This is a genomic window from Streptomyces sp. NPDC033966 (assembly GCF_055575955.1).
The window spans coordinates 87,326-109,222 of sequence record NZ_JBVIRQ010000017.1 but is presented as its reverse complement, the minus strand read 5'-3'; the positions used below and the strand labels follow the sequence as shown (position 1 = coordinate 109,222).

At 73.3% G+C, this 21,897-nt stretch carries 20 protein-coding genes; 11 read left to right on the top strand and 9 right to left on the bottom strand.

Annotated elements, in window-relative coordinates:
* Positions 1 to 303: 303 nt before the first annotated feature.
* From otsB to ACZ518_RS33900, 3 genes are all read right to left on the bottom strand, one after another.
* Positions 304 to 1,161 (bottom strand): trehalose-phosphatase, encoded by an 858-nt coding sequence (gene otsB / locus ACZ518_RS33910; RefSeq protein WP_469116863.1) that lies wholly within the window; start codon positions 1,159 to 1,161, stop codon positions 304 to 306.
* 133 nt (positions 1,162 to 1,294) lie between these two features.
* Positions 1,295 to 1,576: a DUF3263 domain-containing protein gene (locus ACZ518_RS33905; RefSeq protein ID WP_469116862.1), complete on the bottom strand. Its 282-nt coding sequence runs from the start codon at positions 1,574 to 1,576 to the stop codon at positions 1,295 to 1,297.
* A 214-nt stretch (positions 1,577 to 1,790) separates the two neighbouring features.
* Complete coding sequence (locus tag ACZ518_RS33900) at positions 1,791 to 3,095, bottom strand: extracellular solute-binding protein (RefSeq protein WP_469116861.1); 1,305 nt, start codon at positions 3,093 to 3,095, stop codon at positions 1,791 to 1,793.
* 210 nt (positions 3,096 to 3,305) lie between these two features.
* Between ACZ518_RS33900 and ACZ518_RS33895 the strand changes: the two genes are divergently transcribed.
* From ACZ518_RS33895 to ACZ518_RS33885, 3 genes are all read left to right on the top strand, one after another.
* Positions 3,306 to 4,238, top strand: coding sequence for an ROK family protein (locus tag ACZ518_RS33895; RefSeq protein ID WP_469116908.1), 933 nt, complete (start codon positions 3,306 to 3,308; stop codon positions 4,236 to 4,238).
* A complete protein-coding gene (nagA, locus tag ACZ518_RS33890; protein ID WP_469116860.1) occupies positions 4,238 to 5,389 on the top strand; it encodes an N-acetylglucosamine-6-phosphate deacetylase in 1,152 nt (383 codons plus the stop codon). The genes ACZ518_RS33895 and nagA overlap by 1 nt, the downstream gene beginning before the upstream one ends.
* A gap of 103 nt (positions 5,390 to 5,492) precedes the next feature.
* Positions 5,493 to 6,422 (top strand): 1-phosphofructokinase family hexose kinase, encoded by a 930-nt coding sequence (locus ACZ518_RS33885; RefSeq protein WP_469116859.1) that lies wholly within the window; start codon positions 5,493 to 5,495, stop codon positions 6,420 to 6,422.
* Between the two features lie 37 nt (positions 6,423 to 6,459).
* On the opposite strand, the gene ACZ518_RS33880 is transcribed toward ACZ518_RS33885, so the two are convergent.
* Positions 6,460 to 7,470: a CBM35 domain-containing protein gene (locus ACZ518_RS33880; RefSeq protein WP_469116858.1), complete on the bottom strand. Its 1,011-nt coding sequence runs from the start codon at positions 7,468 to 7,470 to the stop codon at positions 6,460 to 6,462.
* 68 nt (positions 7,471 to 7,538) lie between these two features.
* On the bottom strand, positions 7,539 to 9,281 hold the full coding sequence (cdgB, locus tag ACZ518_RS33875) for a diguanylate cyclase CdgB (RefSeq protein ID WP_469116857.1): 1,743 nt from the start codon (positions 9,279 to 9,281) through the stop codon (positions 7,539 to 7,541).
* 303 nt (positions 9,282 to 9,584) lie between these two features.
* Here cdgB and ACZ518_RS33870 point away from each other — a divergent pair, with 303 nt between their 5' ends.
* Positions 9,585 to 10,157, top strand: a complete 573-nt coding sequence (locus tag ACZ518_RS33870) for a flavin reductase family protein (protein ID WP_469116856.1) — start codon at positions 9,585 to 9,587, stop codon at positions 10,155 to 10,157.
* Between the two features lie 15 nt (positions 10,158 to 10,172).
* Here the strand turns inward: ACZ518_RS33870 and arfB are convergent, their stop codons facing one another.
* On the bottom strand, positions 10,173 to 10,598 hold the full coding sequence (gene arfB, locus ACZ518_RS33865; protein ID WP_469116855.1) for an alternative ribosome rescue aminoacyl-tRNA hydrolase ArfB: 426 nt from the start codon (positions 10,596 to 10,598) through the stop codon (positions 10,173 to 10,175).
* Positions 10,599 to 10,742: 144 nt separating this feature from the next.
* Here arfB and ACZ518_RS33860 point away from each other — a divergent pair, with 144 nt between their 5' ends.
* The gene (locus ACZ518_RS33860) at positions 10,743 to 11,318 is read left to right on the top strand and encodes a TerD family protein (protein WP_469116854.1); all 576 of its coding nucleotides are present in this window, start codon (positions 10,743 to 10,745) and stop codon (positions 11,316 to 11,318) included.
* 108 nt (positions 11,319 to 11,426) lie between these two features.
* On the opposite strand, the gene ACZ518_RS33855 is transcribed toward ACZ518_RS33860, so the two are convergent.
* Both ACZ518_RS33855 and ACZ518_RS33850 read right to left on the bottom strand, forming a co-directional pair.
* Positions 11,427 to 12,830, bottom strand: coding sequence for a M1 family metallopeptidase (locus ACZ518_RS33855; protein WP_469116853.1), 1,404 nt, complete (start codon positions 12,828 to 12,830; stop codon positions 11,427 to 11,429).
* Positions 12,831 to 12,863: 33 nt separating this feature from the next.
* Entirely contained in the window at positions 12,864 to 13,394 is a 531-nt protein-coding gene (locus ACZ518_RS33850) for a GlcG/HbpS family heme-binding protein (RefSeq protein ID WP_469116852.1), read from the bottom strand.
* Positions 13,395 to 14,045: 651 nt separating this feature from the next.
* Between ACZ518_RS33850 and ACZ518_RS33845 the strand changes: the two genes are divergently transcribed.
* Positions 14,046 to 15,209 (top strand): sensor histidine kinase, encoded by a 1,164-nt coding sequence (locus tag ACZ518_RS33845; protein ID WP_469116907.1) that lies wholly within the window; start codon positions 14,046 to 14,048, stop codon positions 15,207 to 15,209.
* Entirely contained in the window at positions 15,206 to 15,832 is a 627-nt protein-coding gene (locus tag ACZ518_RS33840; protein ID WP_469116851.1) for a response regulator, read from the top strand. The genes ACZ518_RS33845 and ACZ518_RS33840 overlap by 4 nt, the downstream gene beginning before the upstream one ends.
* A 32-nt stretch (positions 15,833 to 15,864) precedes the next feature.
* Here ACZ518_RS33840 and ACZ518_RS33835 read toward each other — a convergent pair whose 3' ends face one another.
* On the bottom strand, positions 15,865 to 16,596 hold the full coding sequence (locus tag ACZ518_RS33835) for a GbsR/MarR family transcriptional regulator (RefSeq protein WP_469116850.1): 732 nt from the start codon (positions 16,594 to 16,596) through the stop codon (positions 15,865 to 15,867).
* A 229-nt stretch (positions 16,597 to 16,825) separates the two neighbouring features.
* Between ACZ518_RS33835 and ACZ518_RS33830 the strand changes: the two genes are divergently transcribed.
* The 4 genes from ACZ518_RS33830 to ACZ518_RS33815 all read left to right on the top strand — a co-directional run bounded on the left by ACZ518_RS33830 (position 16,826) and on the right by ACZ518_RS33815 (position 21,891).
* A complete protein-coding gene (locus ACZ518_RS33830; protein ID WP_469116849.1) occupies positions 16,826 to 18,052 on the top strand; it encodes a serine hydrolase domain-containing protein in 1,227 nt (408 codons plus the stop codon).
* Positions 18,053 to 18,210: 158 nt separating this feature from the next.
* Positions 18,211 to 19,347, top strand: coding sequence for a M4 family metallopeptidase (locus ACZ518_RS33825; protein WP_469116848.1), 1,137 nt, complete (start codon positions 18,211 to 18,213; stop codon positions 19,345 to 19,347).
* Positions 19,348 to 19,403: 56 nt separating this feature from the next.
* On the top strand, positions 19,404 to 19,907 hold the full coding sequence (locus ACZ518_RS33820; RefSeq protein WP_469116847.1) for a hypothetical protein: 504 nt from the start codon (positions 19,404 to 19,406) through the stop codon (positions 19,905 to 19,907).
* A 106-nt stretch (positions 19,908 to 20,013) separates the two neighbouring features.
* The gene (locus ACZ518_RS33815) at positions 20,014 to 21,891 is read left to right on the top strand and encodes a serine/threonine-protein kinase (RefSeq protein WP_469116846.1); all 1,878 of its coding nucleotides are present in this window, start codon (positions 20,014 to 20,016) and stop codon (positions 21,889 to 21,891) included.
* Positions 21,892 to 21,897 lie beyond the last annotated feature (6 nt).

Sequence of the window (21,897 nt, the reverse complement as noted above, 5' to 3'; positions counted from 1 at the left end):
CGACCATGCACCGTGCCGTTCTTTTGGGGGCTTCCCGTCAGTCTTTCGGCTTTCCGGGGCGGGCCGGTCGGTCAAGGGTGGCCGAAGGCCATCGCGAAGCGACGCGACGAAGGAGCGCCCTTGAGGGACCGGCACGACACGGAAGGACGATGGGACTGACGGGAAACCCCCAAACCGGCTATGAGACCGCCCCGGCAGGACACCGCTCCCCCGCCCCCGGACCCGCAGACGGAGGCGGGTGGGCAGCTACCGACCCGCCCCCACCCCCTCGAGGGGGAGATAGCGGGCCCGCGCTGGGAGCCCTCACCCCCGCAGCGCCCCTGCCAGCTGCGCCAGGAACGCCGACACCGCCGCCGGGCCGGGGAGGACGAGGTCGGCTCGGGCGGCGAGTTCCGGGACTTCCGCCGAGCCGCTGCACACCAGGAGGCCCGGGAGGCCGTCGGCGCGGCGCTTCTCGACCGCCGAGTACGCCGCGAGGTCGCCCAGGTCGTCCCCCGCGTACAGGACGGCCTCGGCGCCGCGCTCCGTGAGGAACTCCGTCAGGGCGACGCCCTTGTCCATGCCCGGCGGGCGCAGCTCCAGGACGGCGCGGCCCGGCTCGACCATCAGCCCGTGGCGGGCCGCGAGCTCCGCGAGGGGTTCGCGGAGGGCGTCGAAGGCCGCCGCGGGGTCCTCGGCGCGGCGGGTGTGGACGGCGAGCGCCTGGCCCTTCTCCTCGATCCAGGTCCCGCGCCACGCACCGATGGCGTCGAGGAAGCCCGGCAGCTCCGCCCGTACGGCGGCGACGCCGGGGTGTTCGGCGGGGGCGCGGACGATGCCGGTGACGGCGTCCCAGCGCTCGGCTCCGTAGTGGCCGAGGACCACCAGGTGCTCCAGTCCGGGGACCCCGGCGAAGCCGCCGTGGCGTACGGCGACGCCGGCGGGCCGGCCGGTGACGACGGCCACGGCGTCGACCTGCGGGGCGAGCTCGGCGAGGGCCGGTACGGCGGAGGGGTGGGCGCGGGCCTGGTCGGGGTCGGGGACGATCTCGGCGAGGGTGCCGTCGAAGTCGAGGGCGATGACGGCTCTGCGGGGTGCGCGGAGAAGGGCTTCGAGTCCCTCGCGTCCGGCTGCGGTGGCGGGCACGGGCATCGGCGGCGGATCGTGCGGCTGGCTCCCCATACGGACGACCCTACCGGCGTGGCGCGGGCCCCGCCCAGGGTTCGCGGAGGCCGCTCCGGTCGGGCTCGGCCGGGCCCGGTGGATCCCGCCGCGGCCGGCCGCCGGCGCACCGGCGGGCGCCGCCCGGAGCCCTCTAGCGCCGCGCGCGCTGGGCCTCGCGGATGCGGCGGAGGCGGTTGACGGTGCCGGGGGCGTGGACGAGGGCGCGGGGGTCGTCCATGAGGGCGTTGAGCAGCTGGTAGTAGCGGACGGGGCTCAGCCCGAGCCCCTCGCGTATCGCACGCTCCTTGGCGCCGGGGCCGGGCCAGCTGCGCCCCTCGTACGCGAGTACGGCGGTCTCGGCGGCGGTCAGCGGCCCGGGGGACGCCTCCGCCGCCGCGCCGCCCGTGTCACCCGCCTGCCCGCCGTCCGTCACACGACAAGATTAACGCCGCCCACCGACACCGCCCCGGCCCGCCCCGACACCACCCCGGCCAGGCTCCCGGCCCGCTCCCGGGCCCCCGCTCCCGGCCCGCTCCCGGCCCGCTCCCGGCCCGCTCCCGGGCCGCTCCCGGGCCGCTCCCGGGCCGCTCCCGGGCCGCTCCCGGGCCGCTCCCGGGCCAGGATCCCGCCCCGCCCCCCCAAAGGGGTCAGTGCTCCCCGTCCGCCTTGCGCGCGGCCACGGCGATCTCCTCCAGGACCTTCGCGGGCTGTCCGCCCGGCTGTACGGCCTTGCCGATGTTCTGCTTGACGTCCTCGCTGACCCCGGCCCAGGACTTCTTGCCGACCGGGTAGAGCCGGGCGCTGGGGAGGGCCGTGAGGAAGGTCTTCAGCTGGGTGGCCGAGCCGCCGGTGGTGTTGGCCATGGCCCGGTAGCCGCTGGTGGTGACGGGCAGCAGGTCGTACTGGTTGGTGAAGGTGGTCACGTTCTTCGCGGAGAAGAGCTGGTCCAGGAACTTCCCGGATTCCTTCTTGTGGCCGTTCTTGAAGGCCATGACCCAGTCGGCGACGCCCATGGTGGAGTGGTCGGTGCCGTCGGCGGTCGGCATGGCCACCATGCCGAACTTCACGCCCTTGCCTGCGGCCTGCTTCAGCAGGGTCGGGTGCCCGTTGAGCATGCCGACCTCGCCGCGCGTGAAGGCGTCGAAGGCGGTCTGGCGGTCGAGCTTGCCCGGTTCGACGGGGCCGGTGAGCTGCTGGCCGACCATCTTGTCGCGGAGGAACTCCAGCGACTTGACGTTCTCCGCGGAGTCGATCGAGTACGCCTCCTCGTTGTCGGTGTAGCCGCCGCCGCCCGCGAGCAGCCACATCATCGTCTCGGCCTGGGCCTCCTCGCGGCCGAGCGGCAGCGCGAAGGGGGTCGGGACGTTGGCGGCCTTGAGCTTCTTGGCGGCGGCCTCGATGTCCGCCCAGCTCTTGGGCTGCCAGGGAGTGTTGCCGTCCTTGGGGATGATGCCGGCGTCGCCGAGGAGCTTGGTGTTGTAGAAGAGCAGCCGGGTGCTGGCCACGAAGGGCATCCCGTACTGGACCCGCTTGACCTTGCCCGCGTCGGCGAGCGGGGCGAGGAAGTCGGCCTCGGTGGTGACGGAGAGCAGCTCGTCGGCGGTGTAGAGCTTGCCGGCCTCGGCGTAGTCGGCGTAGGCGCCGATCTGGGCGATGTCGGGGGCCTTGCCGGCCTTGACCATCGCGGCGACCTTGGCGTCGACCTCCGACCAGGAGTAGACGCTGACCTCGACGTGGACGCCGGGGTTGTCCTTCTCGAAGGAGGTGGCGAGGTTCTTCCAGTAGCCGGCGGAGGAGTTCTGCGGATTGTCCCCGTAGTCGGCCGCCACGACCCGCAGGGTCACCTCGTTGTCCCCGGTGAGGCCGGACACGGTTCCACAGCCCGCCAGCGTCGCCACGGTCAGGCACAGCGCGGCGCCGGTCGCGGCCGGCCTCAGGTAACGGCCCTTCACAGTTCTTGATCCACCCCAGGTTGTACGTACGATCCGACGTAAGGTCTACACCACTTTGGCGGCTCCTCCACATCCGGAACGGGGCTTGTCGCGGACTGTGTCCGGACCGTGTCCGGTCGGGGGTCCGAATTTGTATGGCCAGTCAACAATCCCCTCCAATGGACTAGACCTTTCCCCGCCGAGCACGCGAGACTGTCTGCTGTGAAACCCGTGAAACACGTCATCGCCCTCGATGTGGGCGGCACCGGGATCAAGGCCGCCCTCATCGGGGCGGACGGCACCCTGCTGCACGAGGCACGCCGCGCCACCGGCCGCGAGCGGGGCCCCGAGGCCGTCGTCGAGACGATCCTGGACTTCGCCGCCGAGCTCCTCGACCTCGGCCGGGAACGCTTCGCCACGCCCGCCTCGGCCGCCGGCGTCGCCGTCCCCGGCATCGTCGACGCCGGGCGCGGCATCGCCGTGTACGCGGCGAACCTGGGCTGGCGGGACGTACCGATGCGCGACCTGCTCACCGCCCGCCTCGGCGGGATCCCGGTCGCCCTCGGCCACGACGTCCGCACGGGCGGACTCGCCGAAGGCCGCATCGGCGCGGGCCTGGGCGCCGAGCGCTTCCTCTTCGTCCCGCTCGGCACCGGCATCGCCGGAGCCATCGGCATCGCCGGCCGCATCGAGGCCGGCGCCCACGGCTACGCGGGCGAGATCGGGCACATCGTGGTCCGTCCCGGCGGCCCCGCCTGCGGCTGCGGCCAGCACGGCTGCCTGGAGACCCTCGCCTCCGCCTCCGCCGTCAGCCGCGCCTGGGCCACCGCCTCCGGCGACCCCGACGCCGACGCCGCCGACTGCGCCAAGGCCGTCGAGTCCGGCGACGCGGCCGCCCGCGAGGTCTGGCTGGCCGCCATCGGCGCCCTCGCCGACGGCCTGGTCACGGCGATCACCCTGCTGGACCCGAGCACGCTGATCATCGGTGGCGGGCTCGCCGAGGCGGGGGAAACCTTGTTCACACCACTGAGGACGGCCGTCGAGGAGCGCGTGACGTTCCAGCGGCTGCCCGAGATCGTTCCGGCTGCCCTCGGGGACACCGCCGGATGCCTGGGCGCGGGCCTGCTCGCCTGGGACCTACTCGCCACGGAGGTACCTGCCTGATGTCCGGAAGCGCACACAGCACCGTTCTCTCCGGCGCGAGGGTGGTGCTGCCCACCGGGATCGTGGCGGGCGGCCGCGTCATCGTCGAGGGCACCCGCGTCGCGGGCAGCGCCCCCGAGGACGCGACGGCCGTCGACCTATCCGGGCACTGGGTCGTCCCCGGCTTCGTGGACATGCACAACCACGGCGGCGGCGGCGCCTCCTTCACCTCCGGCACCGCCGAGGAGGTCCTCAAGGGCGTACGCACCCACCGCGAGCACGGCACCACCACCCTCGTCGCCTCCACCGTCACCGGCGACCTCGACGAACTGGCCCGCCGCGCCGGGCTGCTCGCCGAGCTCACCCAGCAGGGCGAGATCGCCGGCATCCACTTCGAGGGCCCCTTCATCAACCCCTGCCGCAAGGGCGCCCACAAGGCCGACCTGCTGCGCGACCCCGACCCGGCGGAGGTCCGCAAGCTGGTCGACGCCGCGCACGGCGCGGCCCGCATGGTCACCCTGGCCACCGAACTCCCCGGCGGGCTGGACTCCGTACGGCTGCTGGCCGAGCACGGGGTCATCGCCGCGATCGGCCACACCGACTCCACGTACGACCAGACCCGCCAGGCCATCGACGCCGGCGCGACCGTCGCCACCCACCTGTACAACGCCATGCCCGGCCTGGAGCACCGCGCTCCCGGCCCGATCGCGGCGCTGCTGGAGGACGAGCGGGTCACCGTCGAGCTGATCAACGACGGCACGCACCTGCACCCGGCGATGCTGGAACTGGCCTTCCACCACGCGGGCGCGCACCGCGTCGCGCTGATCACCGACGCCATGGACGCGGCAGGCTTCGGCGACGGCACCTACCACCTCGGCCCGCTGGAGGTGGAGGTCAAGGACGGCGTCGCCCGGCTCGTGGAGGGCGGCTCCATCGCCGGCTCCACGCTGACCCTGGACACCGCGTTCAAGCGGTCGGTGACGGTGGACCGGCTGCCCGTCGAATCCGTGGTCCAGGCGATCTCGGCCAACCCGGCCAAGCTTCTCGGCCTCTACGACGAGGTCGGCTCGCTGGAGCCCGGCAAGTACGCCGACCTGGTGGTCCTCGACGCCGCGTTCGACGTCAAGGGCGTCATGCGGCGCGGCGAATGGATCGTCAGCCCGCTGGGCTGAACCGGCCTTTCGACCGGCGCGAAAGGGGCGGCCCGTCCTCGGGACTGGGCTGGCCGCCCTCGATTTGGCATGATCCCGGCACACACCAAGACCGGGGCTGGCCATGATCCTCACCGTGACGCTCAACACCGCACTCGACGTCACCCACCGGGTGCCGCGAATGCTGCCGCACACCTCCCACCGGGTCACCGGTGTCACCGAACGCGCCGGCGGCAAGGGCCTGAACGTGGCCCGGGTGCTCGGCGCGCTCGGCGAGGCGGTCACGGCCACGGGCTTCGCGGGCGGCCCCGCCGGCCGGACCGTACGCGAACTCCTCGCCGGCGCCCCCGGAGTGGCCGACGCCCTCGTCCCCTGCGCGGGCACCACCCGGCGGACCCTGGCCGTCGTCGACGAGAGCACCGGCGACACCACCCAGTTCAACGAGCCCGGCCCGCAGATCTCCGCCGCCGAATGGGCCGCCTTCCTGGAGCGGTACGCCGAACTCCTCACCGGCGCCCGCGCGGTGGCCCTGTGCGGCAGCCTGCCCCCGGGCGTGCCGGTCGGCGCGTACGCGGTCCTCGTACGGGCGGCCCGCGCGGCCGGCCTCCCCGTGCTGCTCGACACCAGCGGCGAGGCCCTGCGCCGCGGGGTCGCCGCCCGGCCGGACATCATCAAGCCGAACGCGGCCGAACTGGCGGAGCTGACCGGCGCCCGCGACCCGTTCCCCGCCACCCGGGACGCCCGCCGCCGGGGCGCCCAGGCGGTGGTGACGTCCCTGGGCCCCGCCGGTCTGCTCGCCGCCACCCCCGAGGGCACCTGGGAGGCGGCCCCGCCCCGCCCGCTGCGCGGCAACCCCACCGGCGCGGGCGACTCCGCCGTCGCGGGCCTGCTCTCCGCCCTGACCCGGGGCCTGGACTGGCCCGAGCGCCTCACCCACGCGGTGGCCCTCTCCGCGGCCACCGTGCACGCCCCGACGGCGGGAGACTTCGACCCCCGCACCTACGAAGAGGTACGGGGGTCGGTGAAGGTGACGCCCTGCCAAGTGGGCCGGTAACCGGCTACAGCGCTACAGCGCTACAGCGGCTCCAGGGCTACAGCGGCTCCAGCCAGAGCTGATCGATGATGATCTCGCACTGGTTGCCGGTCTCGCAGGAGATCTTGACGGTGTTCGTACCCTTCTTCAGGTCCACGTTGGAGTGGGTGTACGTCCACTTGTCCCACTCGCCCGGCTTGGCGTTGGAGAAGTTGTTCATGTTTATCGGGCGCGTCTGCTGCTCGCCGTTGACCGTCAGCGTGGTGCTCGCGGCCTTGCCCGGCACCGCGTAACTGATCTTCAGCTTGTACTGGGACGTCTTCGGCACGTCCAGCGTCCAGGTCAGCGCCGCGCCCGTCTGGTTGAAGTTGCCGACGTACTGGCCGCCCGAGCTCTTGGAGCCGGTGACGCTGTTCTGGAGGGTCGCCCCACCGGTGAGGGCCATTCCGGCACCGGCGGCCTCCCCCTTGGGCAGCGGGGTCTTCGAGGGCTCCGGGGAACCGCTCGGGTCCGGGTCGGACTTCTTCGAGGGCGGCGCCGACTGGGTCGGGCCGGCCTGGTTCTTCCCGTCCTTGTCCTTGTCCTTGCCGAAGACCACGGCCGCGCCGATGCCGATGCCGACGGCCGCGACCACGGCGATCGCCGCGATCAGCAGGCCCCGGCGGCTGGAGCCGCCGCCGCGGCCACCGCCGCGGGGCGGGGTGGAACGGGGCGGCGCAGCCTGCGCGGACGGCTGCTGCGGGACGCCGTAGCCGTTCGCCTGGAGGGCTTCGGGCGCCTGGTACTGGGCCTGGTAGGCCTGCGGGGGCTGCTGCTGCGGGACGGCGCCGCGCTGGCCGCCGTACGTCCGCTCGCCGACCGTGCGCACCTGGTTGTACGAGGTCCGGGGGACGCCGGGCTGCGCGCCGGGCGGTCCGCCGGCCGTCGGGCCGGGGTAGCCGTATCCGCCGCCCTGACCGGGCGGGGTGGCTCCGGCGGCCTGGCCGTCCGCGTAGAGGTAGCCGAACGGGTCATCGTCCCCGGGCGGGTTCGCCCCACCGTGCGGGCCGTTGTTCGCGGGCGTCGTCATCGCAGGTCACTCCTTTCGACCCACGGGAGCCTACCCCGAACACGTGCGCACACGGGCGGCCAACGGGCTCAGCCGGCCCGCCGGTGCGCCTTGGAGCGGGACCTCTTCTCGATGTACATCCGCTGGTCGGCCGAGCGCAGCACCTCGTCCGCGGACATCCCGCAGCTGGCCCAGCCGATGCCGAAACTCGCTCCCACCCGCACCGCTCGGCCGTCGACCCGGATCGGCGGGATGATCGCGTTGCGCAGCCGGACGGCGAGGTCGGCGGCGTCGGCGGCGCCCAGGCCGTCGGCGAGGACGACGAACTCGTCACCACCCAGCCGGGCGACGGTGTCACCGTCCCTGACGCCCGTCGTCAGGCGCCGGGCCACCTCGATGAGGACGGCGTCGCCGGTGTGGTGGCCGAACCGGTCGTTGATCGACTTGAAGCCGTCGAGGTCGCAGAAGAGCACCGCGAGCCCCTTCGTGCCGTCGTCGACGTCCGTGGCGGGCGCCACCGTGTGCACGTGGTGGTCGTACGGGCCGTCCGGGCGGCCGGGGAGGGCGCCGGGGAAGTCGAAGGCGTCACCCGCCTGCCCGGCGGCGGGGGCGGCGGGGTGGCCGCCGTCGTACGCGTGGTGCTGCCCGTGGTGCTGCCCGTCGGCCGGAAAGCCGTGCTCGCCGGCACCACCCGCCTCGGGGCGGCCCTCGTACGCCGCGTCCAGTGCCTCGACCGCGCTGGCCCGTACGGACTGGGGGCGGCGGCACAGCCGCGCGCCGAGCCGGGAGCGCAGTTCGGCACTGTTGGGCAGGCCGGTGAGGGAGTCGTGGCTGGCCCGGTGCGCGAGCTGGAGCTCGTGCCGCTTGCGCTCCTCGATGTCCTCGACGTGCGTGAGCAGGAAGCGGGGGCCGTCCGCGGCGTCGGCGACCACCGAGTTGCGCAGCGAGACCCATACGTACGTGCCGTCGCGCCGCCCGAGGCGCAGTTCGGCGCGGCCGCCCTCGGCGGAGGTGCGCAGCAGGGTGCCGATGTCCTCGGGGTGGACGAGGTCGGAGAAGGAGTAGCGGCGCAGCACGGAGGCGGGCCGGCCCAGCAGGCGGCACAGGGCGTCGTTGGTGCGCAGCAGCCGGCCGTGCTGGTCGCCGCCCATCTCGGCGATGGCCATGCCGCTGGGCGCGTACTCGAAGGCCTGCCGGAACGACTCTTCACTCGCGCGCAGCGCCTGCTGCTCGCGCTCCAGCCGGACGAGGGCCCGCTGCATGTTCGCGCGCAGCCTCGCGTTGCTGATCGCAATGGCGGCCTGGAAGGCGTACATCTGGAGGGCTTCACGCCCCCACGCGCCGGGGCGGCGCCCGTTGCGCGGCCTGTCCACCGAAATGACACCCAGAAGTTCCCCGCCCGTCGCATACATGGGGGCGTAGAGCCGGTCCTCGGGGTGCCACTCGTCCAGGAAGCGGGGATCGGGGCCGTCGGTGTGCCACTGGGGGACGTCGTCCTCCATCAGGACCCAGCCCTCGGTGTGCGGGATGAAGCGCAGGCCGTCCCAGTCCTCGCCCATGGTCAGGCGGCGCTCCCAGGCGGGGCGTGAGCCGACGCGGCCGGTGATCAGGGCCTCGGCGGCGGGGTCTCCGGCGAAGGCCGCCACGACGAGATCCCCGTCAGGGCGTACGAGGTTGACACAGGCGAGTTCGTAGCCGAGTCCCCTGACGATGCCGTCCACGACGGTCTGCAGGGTGTCCGCCAGGCTCCGGGCCGTGTTGAGCTCGGCCACCACCTGGTGCAGCTGCCGCAGGGTCGCAAGACGGACGTACGGCTCCGACTCGGTCTCCATTGCTCGCTCTCCCCGAGACCTCGACAGCAACTCCAGGTTTGTCATCGGCGTTTCGTTGCGGTGTCCCGTCCACTGAATCACAGTGAGCTGTGCGGCAGGTACACAGGGTCAACAAATCTTGCCCTCTGTGACTCAAGTCACATGAGATGAAGAAGGGTGTGCTGAGGGAGGGGTGCGGAGTGGGAGCGCTCCCCCTCCTTCCCGGGAGCAAACGATACTCCGCGACCTAGTCCGAGGGGCGGGGGCGCGGCTCGGACCAGGGCCCGATGTGCGCCGCACGGGCGCGGGACTAGCGTTCGGTACGTGCCCCATACGACCCCCGTACACCCGGCCCCCGTACTCCCCACCCCCCATCCTGAGGGGGTGAGCAACGACGAGTTCCGGGCCGCCATGTCCCGGCTGGCGGCGGGCGTGTGCCTGATCACCGCGCACGAGCCGCCGCTGAGCGCGGAGGGACCGCGCGGCGAGGACGTCGGGATGACGGCCACCGCCTTCATGTCGGTCTCCCTGGACCCGCCGCTCGTCCTGGTCAGCGTGCGCGAGGGGTCCCGGATGGACGACCTGCTCGCCGAGCAGCCGCTGTGGGCGGTCTCCCTCCTCGCGGACAGCCAGCTCCAGGTGGCCGGCCGGTTCTCGATGAAGGCCCGGATCAGCGACCGGCTGCTGTTCGAGGGACTGCCGCACGTACGCGGCGCCCTGTCCGGCGCGCCGCTGCTGACGGGCGCGCTGGCCACCCTGGAGTGCCGCACCGAGTCCCGCGTCACGGCGGGTGACCACACCCTCGTCGTCGGCCGCGTCCTCGGCGCCGACCTGCCGGTCCCGGACGCGCCGCCGCTGACGTACTTCCGCGGCCGCTACCGCCACCTGGCCCCGTGACCGGGGTACGGCCGGCTACCAGTCGCGCGAGGTGCGGTTCCGCTTGGTCTCGCCGCGGGCCTTCTTCTCCCGCAGGCGCCGCTCGTTGATGCCCCGGGGGATCTTCGTCGCCCGGCGCGGCTTCGGCGGCGGGGCCGTGGCCTCCGCCAGCAGCGAGGCCAGCCGGACCAGCGCCATCTCCCGGTTGCGGAACTGGGAACGGTGCTCGGAGGCCCGTACCGTCACCACCCCGTCCACCAGCCGCGACGCGAGCCGCTCCAGCGCCCGCTCCTTCCACACGTCCGGCAGCGCCTTGGTCGCGGCCAGGTCGAACAGCAGCTCCACGCGCGAGTCGGAGGTGTTGACGTGCTGCCCGCCCGGCCCGGAGGAACGCGAGAAGCGCCAGGCGAGCTCCGCCTCGGGGAGCACGACGGAACCGCGGATGACATGGGGACCAGGCATGCCCCTATGATCGGCCCCCGCCCGCGCCGCCGTCACCCGCATTTCCGGGTCCTGGAACCTCCGCGCCCCCTCCCCGCGTTATGAAGGGCAGCGGTAACTTGACCTCACATAGCGGTCAAGCGTCGAGGAAGGACACCAGTCAAAATGGCAGTAAGCCTGTCCAAGGGCGGCAACGTCTCGCTCTCGAAGGAGGCCCCCGGCCTCAGCGCCGTCACGGTCGGCCTCGGCTGGGACGTGCGCACGACGACCGGTGTCGACTTCGACCTCGACGCCTCGGCCATCGCGGTCAACGCGATGGGCAAGGTCGTCTCCGACGGCCACTTCGTCTTCTTCAACAACAAGTCCACCCCGGACCAGACCATCGTCCACACCGGCGACAACCGCACGGGTGCGGGCGTGGGCGACGACGAGGCCATCAACGTCAACCTCGCGGGCCTCCCCGCCGACGTCGACAAGATCGTCTTCCCGGTCTCGATCTACGACGCCGAGACCCGCAGCCAGAACTTCGGCCAGGTCCGCAACGCCTACATCCGCGTCGTGAACCAGGCCGGCGGCGCCGAGATCGCCCGCTACGACCTCTCCGAGGACGCGGCCACCGAGACCGCCATGGTCTTCGGCGAGCTCTACCGCAACGGCGCCGAGTGGAAGTTCCGCGCGGTCGGCCAGGGCTACGCCTCCGGCCTCGTCGGCATCGCCCAGGACTTCGGCGTCAACGTCTGACCCGCGTCCCGACGGAGCGGAGCCCCCTCCCCGCCTCTTCGGGGAGGGGAGGGGGCTCCGCTGCCGTTCGGCTCCACGTGAACCGCGACGCACACCGGCCACCGGGGCCTACCCCTTGGGACGCCCCTCCCCGTACAGCCACACGTCCCACACCTTCTTCAGGTCGTGGCCCGTACGCCGCTCCGCGTACGCCGTGAAGTCCGCGGTGCTCGCGTTGCCGTACCGGTGGTCGGCGACCCAGCCGCGCACCAGGTCGAAGAACTTCTCGTCCCCCACCTCCTGCCGGATCCGGTGCAGGACCATCGCACCCCGGTAGTACACCGGCGAGTCGGAGACGTGGGCGGCATCGGGCGGGGCGGCGGGCGGGAACGCGGCCCAGTCCCCGCCGGCCTGGCCGTCGACCGAGGTGTCACCCGCCAGGAACGCCTCGAAACGGCGCTGCGCGCTGATCCCGCCCCGGTCCTCGGACCACAGCCACTCCGCGTACGTGGCGAAGCCCTCGTTGAGCCACATGTCCTTCCAGGACTTCGGCGAGACCGAGTTCCCGAACCACTGGTGGGCCAGCTCGTGCAGCACGAGCTCCTCGTCGGGCGCGCCCGAGTAGACGGGCTTGGTCTGCGTCTCCAGCGCGTACTCCATGGTCCCCGCGGGCATCACGATCGAACCGGCGGTGCCGAAGGGGTACGGGCCGAACTTGGCGCTGCCCCACTCCACGATCTCCGGCAGCCGCTTGAGCGCCGCCTCACTGCCCGCCGCCTCACCGGGAGCGACGGCGTCGTACACCTCGACCCCCGAGGGGGTCCGCCCGGTGGTCACCTTGAACTTCCCGATGGAGACGGTCGCCAGGTAGCTCGCCATCGGCTCCGGGCTGTGCCACGCGAACTCGGTCCGCCCGTCCCCCGCTTCCCGGCGGGAGCGCAGCTGCCCGTTGGACACGGCCTCGTACCCGTCCGGGACGGTGATCGTCACGTCGTACGAGGCCTTGTCGCTCGGGTGGTGGTTGCCGGGGAACCAGCCCATCGACCCCACCGGCTCGCCGACGGCGACCGCACCGTCCTCGGTGGTGATCCAGCCCTCGTGCGACCCGTCCGGATCGACGACCGGCTTCGGCCGCCCGGCGTAGTCGACCGTCGTACGGAAGACCTCGCCCTTCTTCAGGTCCTTGGCCGGGCGCACCGTCAGCTCGTTGCCGGTCCGGTTGTACCGGGCCCCCGCACCCTGCACGTCCACGCCCTCGACCTTCAGCCCGCTCAGGTCGAGGTTGAAGGAGCTGAGCCCCTGCTCGGCGCGGGCGGTGATGACGGCCGTGCCGTGCAGCAGGCCGTCGGCGGGGTCGTAGGCGAGGTCCAGCGCGTAGTGCTCGACCTGGTAGCCGCCGTTGCCCGCCCGGGGGAAGAACGGGTCCCGCAGCCCGGACGCACCGGGCCGCCCCTGCACCGTCGCGCCCGTACATCCCGTCGCGAGGACGAGCAGGGCGGTGACGGCGGGGACGGCCAGGCGCTTGAGTTCCACACACCGATCCTAAGGAGCGGAGGGAGCGGAACCTTACTGCTGGAGGGACTCCACACCGGCCTTGGCGAACTTCTCGTCCAGGTCGCCGCTCGGGGCGCCGGCCACGCCGATGCCGGCGACCGGGGCGCCGCTCGCCTGGACGGGGGCGCCGCCGCCGAGGAAGAGGGTGCCGGGGATGTCCTTCAGGTTCGGGGCCTGCGCGAGGCGGCCGGCGAGGACGGACGTCGGGGCGTTCCAGGACACGGCGGTGTAGGCCTTGCGCTGCGCCGACTCGTAGGACTGCGGGCCCGCACCGTCGCCGCGGAGGGTGACGATGGTGTTGCCGTTGCGGTCGACCACGGCGACGGTGACCTTCTGGTTCTCCTTCTCGGCGGCCTCCAGCGCGGCCTGCGCGGCGCGGGTGGCGGCACCGATGGTGAGGTGCGTGGAGGTAGTGAAGTTCTTGTCCGAGTCCTTCTTGGCCGGCGCGGCGGGGGTGGCGCTGGCGCTGACGGCGCCGAAGGTCCCGGCGCCGAGGACGACGGCGAGGGCGGTACCGGTGAGAACGCGGGTGCGGGTGTTCATTTCAGCTCCTGTGGGGTCGTCGGCTTGGCTCCCTCCAAGCCTCGCCCCGGACCCCGCCCCGGCCCGTCCCCGTACCGGCTGGGCCGTCCGACCGCACCGGCTGACCCGGGGGTCAACCGATCGGCCGATGCGCGTGGGCCGGCCGCCCGTTTACCTGGTCGGGGGCCCCACCCTGCGGGGCTGTCCCGTACCCGCCCTTCCACCGTTCCTCCCCCAGCTACCGCTGGGGGGACCCCCAGGGCTGCGCCCGGACCCCTTCCGGGGGCTCCGCCCCCACACGCCCGTCGCCTCGATCGCCGGCGGGGCTGGATCTTCCGGCCCCGCCGGCGATCGAGGCGACGGGCGCGGAGCGCCCGTACCGGGGTCAGGGGCGGAGCCCCGGGGAACGGGCGAAGGGCGGGTAGGGGACTCCGCACCGCGCAGCAGCCCGCCCCACCCGCACCCCGCCCGGCCAGGGCAACGGCCCGGCAGGGCAACCGCCCGGCAGGGCAACCGACCCGGCAGGGCAACGCCCCGACCGACCACCGCCCGGCCAGGGCAGAGGCCCGGCCAGGGCAACGGCAGTATGGATACCACCGCCCCACCCCCAGGAGCCACGCCGTGACCCGGCACCCCGCGACCGCACCGGACACCCGCACCCTCGCCACCGTCATGCACACGGCGTTCTTCCTCCTGCTCGGCGCGTCGGTGGCCCGCTTCCTGCTCCGCCACCCCGGCGAACCCCGCACCCCCTGGGTGATCTCCCTCAGCATCGCCCTGGCCCTGCTGTACGTCCTCGGCCCCGCCGTCGGCGCCACCCAGGCCGCCCACACCGCCCCCGCCACCGACCCGCCCGCCCCCACCCTGCGCCGCAGGCTCTGGCTCGGCCTCGTCGTCGCCACCTGGGTGGTCCTCGTCGTGCTCGCGCCGAGCTTCGCCTGGTGCGCCGTGCCGCTGTTCTTCACCGCCCTGCGCACCCTCCCCCCGCGCGCCGCCGTCGCCCTGGTCGCCGTACTCACCGTCTTCGTCGTCGCGGCCCAGATGAAGCTCTCCACCGCCTTCGACCCCAACCTGCTCCTGGCCCCGCCCGCCATCGCCGCCCTCGCCACGGCCGTCTTCGTCCACATGGAGCGCCAGGCCCGCGCCCAGCGCGCGCTGATCGACGACCTGATCCGCACCCGCCGGGAGCTCGCCGCCACCGAACGCCGCGAAGGCACCCTCGCCGAACGGCAGCGGCTGTCCATGGAGATCCACGACACCCTGGCCCAGCACCTGTCCAGCCAGCAGATGCTGCTCCAGGCCGCCGACCGCACCTGGGACAGCGACCCCGCCACCGCCCGCGCGCACGTCCGCACCGCCAACGGCATCGCGGCCCGCGGCCTCGCCGAGGCCCGCCGGCTGGTCCACGACCTGGCCCCGCCCGAGCTGGACAACGGCGCCGGCCTGGCCGAGGCCCTGCGCGCACTGGACGCCGGGCCCGGCGTCGAGGTCCGCTTCCACCTGGAGGGCGTACCCACCCCCCTCCCGGACCGCACCGAATCGGCCCTCCTGCGCATCGCCCAGGGCGCCCTGGCCAACGTCCGCGAGCACGCGCACGCGCACACCGCCGCCCTCACCCTGAGCTTCCTCGGCGACCAGGTGGTCCTGGACATCGCGGACGACGGGTCCGGCTTCACCGACGCCGCCCCCAACGCCGGCGGCGAACCCGGCCGGGGCCACGGCCTCCCGGCCATACGCGCCCGCGTGCGCCAGCTCGGCGGCACCCTGACCATCGAATCCACCCCCGGCGAGGGCACCGTCCTCTCCGCCTCTATCCCCCTGGAGCCCACGGGATGACGACGATCCTCCTCTGCGACGACCACGTGGTGGTCCGCGCCGGACTCCTCGCGCTCCTCGGCAGCGAGCCGGACATCGAGGTGCTCGGCGAGGCGGGCAGCGGTGAGGAGGCGGTCGCACTGGCCGCCAAGCTCCGCCCGGACGTGGTGCTGATGGACCTCCAGCTGGGCGAGGGCATCGACGGCGTCGAGGCCACCCGCCGCATCACGGCCCTCCCCGGCCCGCCGCACGTCCTGGTCCTCACCACGTACGACACGGACGCCGATATCACCCGGGCGATCGGCGCGGGCGCGACCGGGTACCTGCTGAAGGCGGAACGCCCGGAGGAGCTGTTCGCCGCCATCCACTCGGCGGCGGCCGGCCGCACCACGCTGTCCGCGCCCGTCGCGAGCCGGGTCATGGCCCACATGCGCGGCGCGTCACGGCCCACCCTCACCGACCGCGAACTCGACATCCTGGGCCAGCTCGCCCGGGGCCTGGGCAACCGCGACATCGCCCGCGCGCTGTTCATCAGCGAGGCCACGGTCAAGACCCACCTCGGCCGCATCTACGACAAGCTCGGCGTCGACACCCGCGCGGGCGCGGTGGCGGTGGCCAAGGAACAGCGCCTGCTGCCCTCCTAGGGCCTGTCCGCCCCTGATCCACCGGACAGGCCCTAGGGGGTGCCGGTGGCGGCACGCTCGGCCAGCCGCCGTTCCCACTCCTCCATCGACCGCCGCAGGGACTCGTTCACGAGCGTGAGCAGCTCGACGGAGGACTCGAAGCGCGCTCCCGCCGGGGTCGCGGCGCCGAGGATCTCGGCGCCGCGCCGCGACTCCGCCACGAGCACGTCGTTCATCCGGGCGGCTGCCAGCAGCGACCGCAGCCACAGCTCGTCGTCGATGGCGTAGCGCTCGCGGCGCGCGCCGGGGGTCCGTTCCCGCCGGAGCATCCCCTGCTGTTCGAGCCAGGTGACGGCGTGCGAGACGGACGCCGGGCTGACGTGGAGCCGCTCGACCAGTTCGGCGGCCGTGAGGGCTCCCGAGTCGGTGGTGTAGAGGCAGGCCAGCACCCTGGAGACCATCGGGGGCAGCCCCTGCTTGGCCAGCAGCCCGGTGAAGGAGTCGGTGAACTCCCGCACCGCCTGCGGGTCACGCCCGTGTCCGCCGTCCGCGGCCTGCGGCGCCGGGGGCCGTGCCGGCTGCTTGCCGCGGCGCGCACGGTCCCGGGTGGCGTCCTGCGCGCGCTCGGCCCCGTACTCCTCGGGCCCGCCGTTGCGGGTGACCTCACGCATGACGGTCGAGGCGGGCCGCCCCAGCCGGCGGCCGATCTCCGTGTATCCGAGGCCTTCGGCCAGCCACGCCGCGATGTTCCGGCGGTCCTCGCCGGTGAGCCGTCCTCCGGGCATCGGAACCCGCCTCCCCTCGTCGACACGCGCAGTATGCCCCCGCACCGAGCCCATTGCAATCCACCGCCGGGGCCCCATTGCATTCACCCCCACGGTCATTGCAATACACACCCTTCAACCCCCAATCCACAAGCCCAAACAGGCCGCGCAAGTTCGTTGACGGATCCATAAACGCAATGTAGCTTCGAGCGAGTTCAGCAGTTCCCAAACATTCACGGGGAGATCGACCATGGGACAGAGCAGCGGATTCTCCGAGGCGGGCCTGCGCAGGATGCGCGACGTCCTGACCCGGCACGTCGACTCGGGGAAGATCCCCGGAGTCGTCGCCCTCGTCAGCCGCGGCGCCGAGACGCACGTCGAGGCGATCGGTACGACGCACCACGACGGCGGCGCGCCGATGCGCCGCGACACGATCTTCCGGATGGCGTCCACGTCCAAGCCGGTCGCGATGGCCCCGGTGATGGCCCTCCTCGACGAGTGCGGCCTGCGCCTGGACGACCTGGTGGAGGAGTGGCTGCCCGAGCTCGCCGACCGCCAGGTCCTGACGCGGCCCGACGCCCCGCTCGACGAGACCGTGCCGGCGAAGCGGCCGATCACCGTCCGGGACCTGGTCACCTCCACCTTCGGGCTCGGCGTCGACCTGTCGACGTTCGGCTCCCCGATCCAGGTCGCCCTCCAGGAGAAGGCCGTCTTCAGCCAGGGCGTGGACCCGGCGCCCGAGCAGGACGAGTGGATGCGCCGCCTCGGCGAGCTCCCGCTGATGTACCAGCCCGGCGAGCAGTGGAGCTACCACATCAGCCACGACGTCCTCGGCGTGCTCGTCTCCCGGGTCACGTGCAAGCCGTTCGAGACGGTCCTGCGCGAGCGCGTCCTCGACCCGCTGGGCATGAAGGACACCGGCTTCCACGTCCCCGGCGACAAGATCGACCGGCTGCCCCCCTGCTACGCGCCCAACCCGATGACCGGCGAGTTCATGGTGTGGGACGAGGCCGAGGGCGGCCGCTACAGCCAGGCCCCGCAGTTCCAGTCCGGCGGCGGCGGCCTGGTCTCCACCGTCGACGACTACCACGCCTACTTCCGCATGCTCCTGAACCGGGGCACGCACGGCACCGAGCGCGTCCTGTCCCGGCCCGCCGTCGAGCTGATGACCACCAACAGCCTCACCGCCGAGCAGGAGAGCGCCCGCTCCGCCCTGGCCCGGGGCGCCGTCCACGTGTCCTTCGGCCAGGGCCAGCAGGGCGGCTGGGGCTTCGGCATGGCGGTCCGCACCTACCGCGGCGACTACGCACCCGTCGGCCAGTTCGGCTGGGACGGCGGCACCGGCACCTCGGTCTACGCCGACCCGCACAACCAGCTCACCGGCATCCTCCTGATGCAGGTGGGCCTGTCCACCCCGGCCCCGGCCCGAGTCATCCACGACTTCTGGACGACGACGTACCAGGCCCTGGACAACTAACCCACCCACCCCCGCCCGGCCAGGGCAACGGCAAGGGTCCGGATCCGGACAGTCCGCCCCGCTCTTCGGACAACCCCCCGCCGGACACCTGCCCCACCCCCCACCCCCAATGACACGCTCGGCCCCGCCGCCACCCCGGCCACCGCGAAGGAGCCCGCGTGTCACACCCCCACCGCCCCCGCCGCCCCCGCCGCCTCGCCCTCACCGCCGCCACCGCGGCCCTGCTCGGCGCGGCCGCCCTCACGACCACCACCCCCGCCACCGCAGCCGCCACCACCGCCGCCGCCACCCCCACCACGGCCACCGGCGGAGCCACGGGCGGAGCCACCGGCACCGGCCTCACCCAGTACTCCGGCACCGTCCCCCTCGGGACCACGTACACCGGCACCGCCTACCAGCTCCAGGACCCCACCCGCGGCGGCCAGCGCACCCTCGACGCCCTGAACCAGACCAACAACCCCGGCGTCCCCTTCAACGACGCCGACAACACCTGGGGCGACGGCACCCCCGACCACCGCCAGACCGCGGCCGCCGACGTCCACTACGCCACCGCCGTGACCTGGGACTTCTACAAGGCCGCCTTCAACCGCAACGGCGTCCGCGGCGACGGCGTAGGCACCACCTCCCGCGTCCACTACGGCAGCGGCTTCGGCAACGCCTTCTGGAGCGACAGCTGCGCCTGCGTCACCTACGGCGACGGCAGCACCCCCGGACGCCCGCCGACCTCCCTCGACGTCGTCGGCCACGAACTGGCCCACGGCCTGACCGCCTCCACCGCCCGCCTCGGCTACAGCGGCGAGCCCGGCGCCCTCAACGAGGGCACCTCGGACATCCTCGCCACCGCCGGCGAGTTCTTCGCGGAGAACAAGGCCGACCCCGGCGACTACCTCCTCGGCGAGCGCGTCTTCGACGGCCCGCCCCGCCGCATGGACCGCCCCAGCGCCGACGGCGTCTCCCGCGACTACTGGTCGTCCGACCTCGCCGGCCTCGACCCGCACTCCGCCTCCGGCCCCGCCCGCCACTTCTACTACCTCCTCGCCGAGGGCAGCGGCCCCAAGGTCATCGACGGCATCGCCTACGACTCCCCCACCCACGACGGCTCCCAGCTCCTCGGCATCGGCCGCGACAAGGCCACCCGCATCTGGTACCGGGCGCTGACCCTCTACATGCGCTCCACCACCAACTACGCCGGCGCCCGCACCGCCACCCTCCGCGCCGCGGCCGACCTCTACGGCCCCTCCGCGCCCGAGACCGCCCGCGTGGCCGCCGCCTGGACGGCCGTCAACGTCCGCTGACCCCACCCCGCAGCCCCCCGCGCCGGGAGAGGCGCACCCGTGACACCATCGGGAACGTGCTCGACATCGGCTACTCCCTCTCCCGGCGCTTCCCCGACCCCCCGCAGACCGACTACCGCTCCGCGGACGTCCACACCCTGCGCCACGACCTGTTCTGCGGCGACGTCTACCTCGCCGACACCGAAAAGGACACGGAAGTGTCCACAGCCTGGGGATGGGTACCCGTACTCGACTTCGCCTGGGCGCTGTGCGACATCGTCGAGCAGCTCGACGAAGACCCCCGCGGCAGTCGCTCCGCCAACCGCCAGTACGCCGAACTCGACTTCACCGAGTCCGCCGACCGCATGCTCTTCGAGCGCCGCTTCGGCTGGGTCGACGTCGAAGCCGACTGGATGGCCCCCGAGGAAGAACCCCTCACCTTCAGCCATCGCCTGCTGCGCCGCGAAGCCCGCGACTTCCTCCACGACCTGATCGCCGACCTCGTCGACATGCACGAGGGCCTCGGCGACAACCCGGTCATCTGGACGCTCCAGTCCCGCTTCCCCCGCGTACCCGCCTGATCGGCGCCCGCCCGACGGCCGACCGGGGCCGGTGTTGGATACCCTCTCCCGGTTGGTTTCGGACGTCGGCAGGTTCACAACTGCCTGATGGGGGACGGTTATCTTCATGAGCGGCACACATCCGGCCGAACTCTTCCAACCGCTCGGGCAGGACGACCCGGCCACCGTGGGCGGCTACCGGCTCAGCGCCGTCCTCGGCGCGGGCGGCATGGGCAAGGTCTACCTCTCGTACACGCTCGGCGGACGGCCCGTCGCCCTCAAGGTGATCCGGCCCGAGTTCAGCGAAGACCCCGAGTTCCGGCGGCGGTTCCAGCAGGAAGTGCGCGCCGCGCAGCGGGTGCAGGGGCTGTACACGGCACCCGTCATCGACTTCGACACCGACGGCGCGCAGCCCTGGCTGGCCACCGCATACGTACCGGGCCCCTCCCTCGCGCACGCCGTCTCCGGCCACGGCCGGCTGCCGCTGCGCAGCGTCCTGCTGCTGACCATCGGGGTCGCCGAGGCCCTGCACGTCATCCACGGCGCGGACATCGTCCACCGCGACCTGAAGCCGGCGAACGTGCTCCTCGCCTCCGACGGCCCCCGCGTCATCGACTTCGGCATCGCCCGCGCCGCCGACGCCACGTCCCTCACCAGCAGCGGCGTCAGCGTCGGCACGCCCGCCTTCATGGCGCCCGAGCAGGCCTCCACCGGTACGGTCACCGCCGCGACCGACATCTTCGCCCTCGGCCAGATCATCGCCTTCGCGGCGATCGGCGCGCCCGCGTACGGCGACGGGAACTCGCACGCGATCCTCTACCGCATCGTCCACGAGGACCCCGACCTCAGCGCCCTGCCCGCCGAGCTGAAGCCCCTCGTGACCCGCTGCCTCAGCCGCGACCCCGCCGGACGGCCCAGCCTCACCGAGATCATCGAGATGTGCCACGCGCTCTCCCCCGCGCCGCTGCGCCAGGGCGAGGACTGGCTCCCCAAGGCCGTCGCCGGTTCCATCACCGAACGCCTGCGGCTGCCCGAACCGGCCGGGACCCCGCCGCCGCAGCCCGCCGCCGCGCCCACCCCGACCGAACTCTCCGCGCCCCCGCAGCCGGCCACCGCCCCGGCGCGGCCCGCCCAGCCCGCCGCGTACCCGCTCCAGCCCCCGGCCCCGGCGTACGCGCCGACGCAGACGGCCCCGGCGGCCCCGGCGACGGCCCCGGGCTACCCCACCCCACCGCCCGGGTACCAGACGCCCCCGCCCGGCTACCAGACTCCGCCGCCCGGGTACCAGACCCCGCCGCCCGGCTACCCGGCCCCGGGCTACCCGACGCCGACGCCGCTCCACCAGCCGGCCGGCTACCCGCCCGTCCCGCAGAACTCGAAGCCCAAGGGCCGGATCATCGCCGGAGCCGTCATCGGCGCGATCATCGGCATCGCGGTCATCGTCTCCCTGCTGCCCGACGGCTCCGACAAGGGCAGGAAGAGCAGCGCCGGCAGCAGCGGCAGCAGCCGCGGCAACAGCGGGAACGCCACCGCCCCCAGCCCCGGAAGCTCCGGCTCCCAGAACGGCAACCAGAAGCGGCCCGACCCCGCCCCCGCCTCCTACCAGGGCATCAACATCACGGCCAACTACCAGGTGATGCTCGCCGACAACCCGCCGCGCCCGGTCACGGGCGGCAACAGCGGCGTCCTCTACAACGGCGGCGACTTCTACTACTACTACGACACCCTGTTCGGAGAGACGAAGGTCGGCACCGCCAACGGCAAGCTCGTCGTCCTGAACAACGCCCAGAAGGGCTCACTGGAGACCTGCCGCGCGGAGACCCGCTACACCGAGAAGATCGGCCTCGACCAGCTCACCGACGGCTCCGAGATCTGCGTGCTCAGCAACGCCGGGCACATCGCGGTGGCGACGTACCGCGGCAAGTCGGGCACGAAGGACGCGAGCAACTACATCACCGTGGACCTCACGGTCTGGCGCAACGCCGAGGAACCGAAGAAGCACTGACGCCGC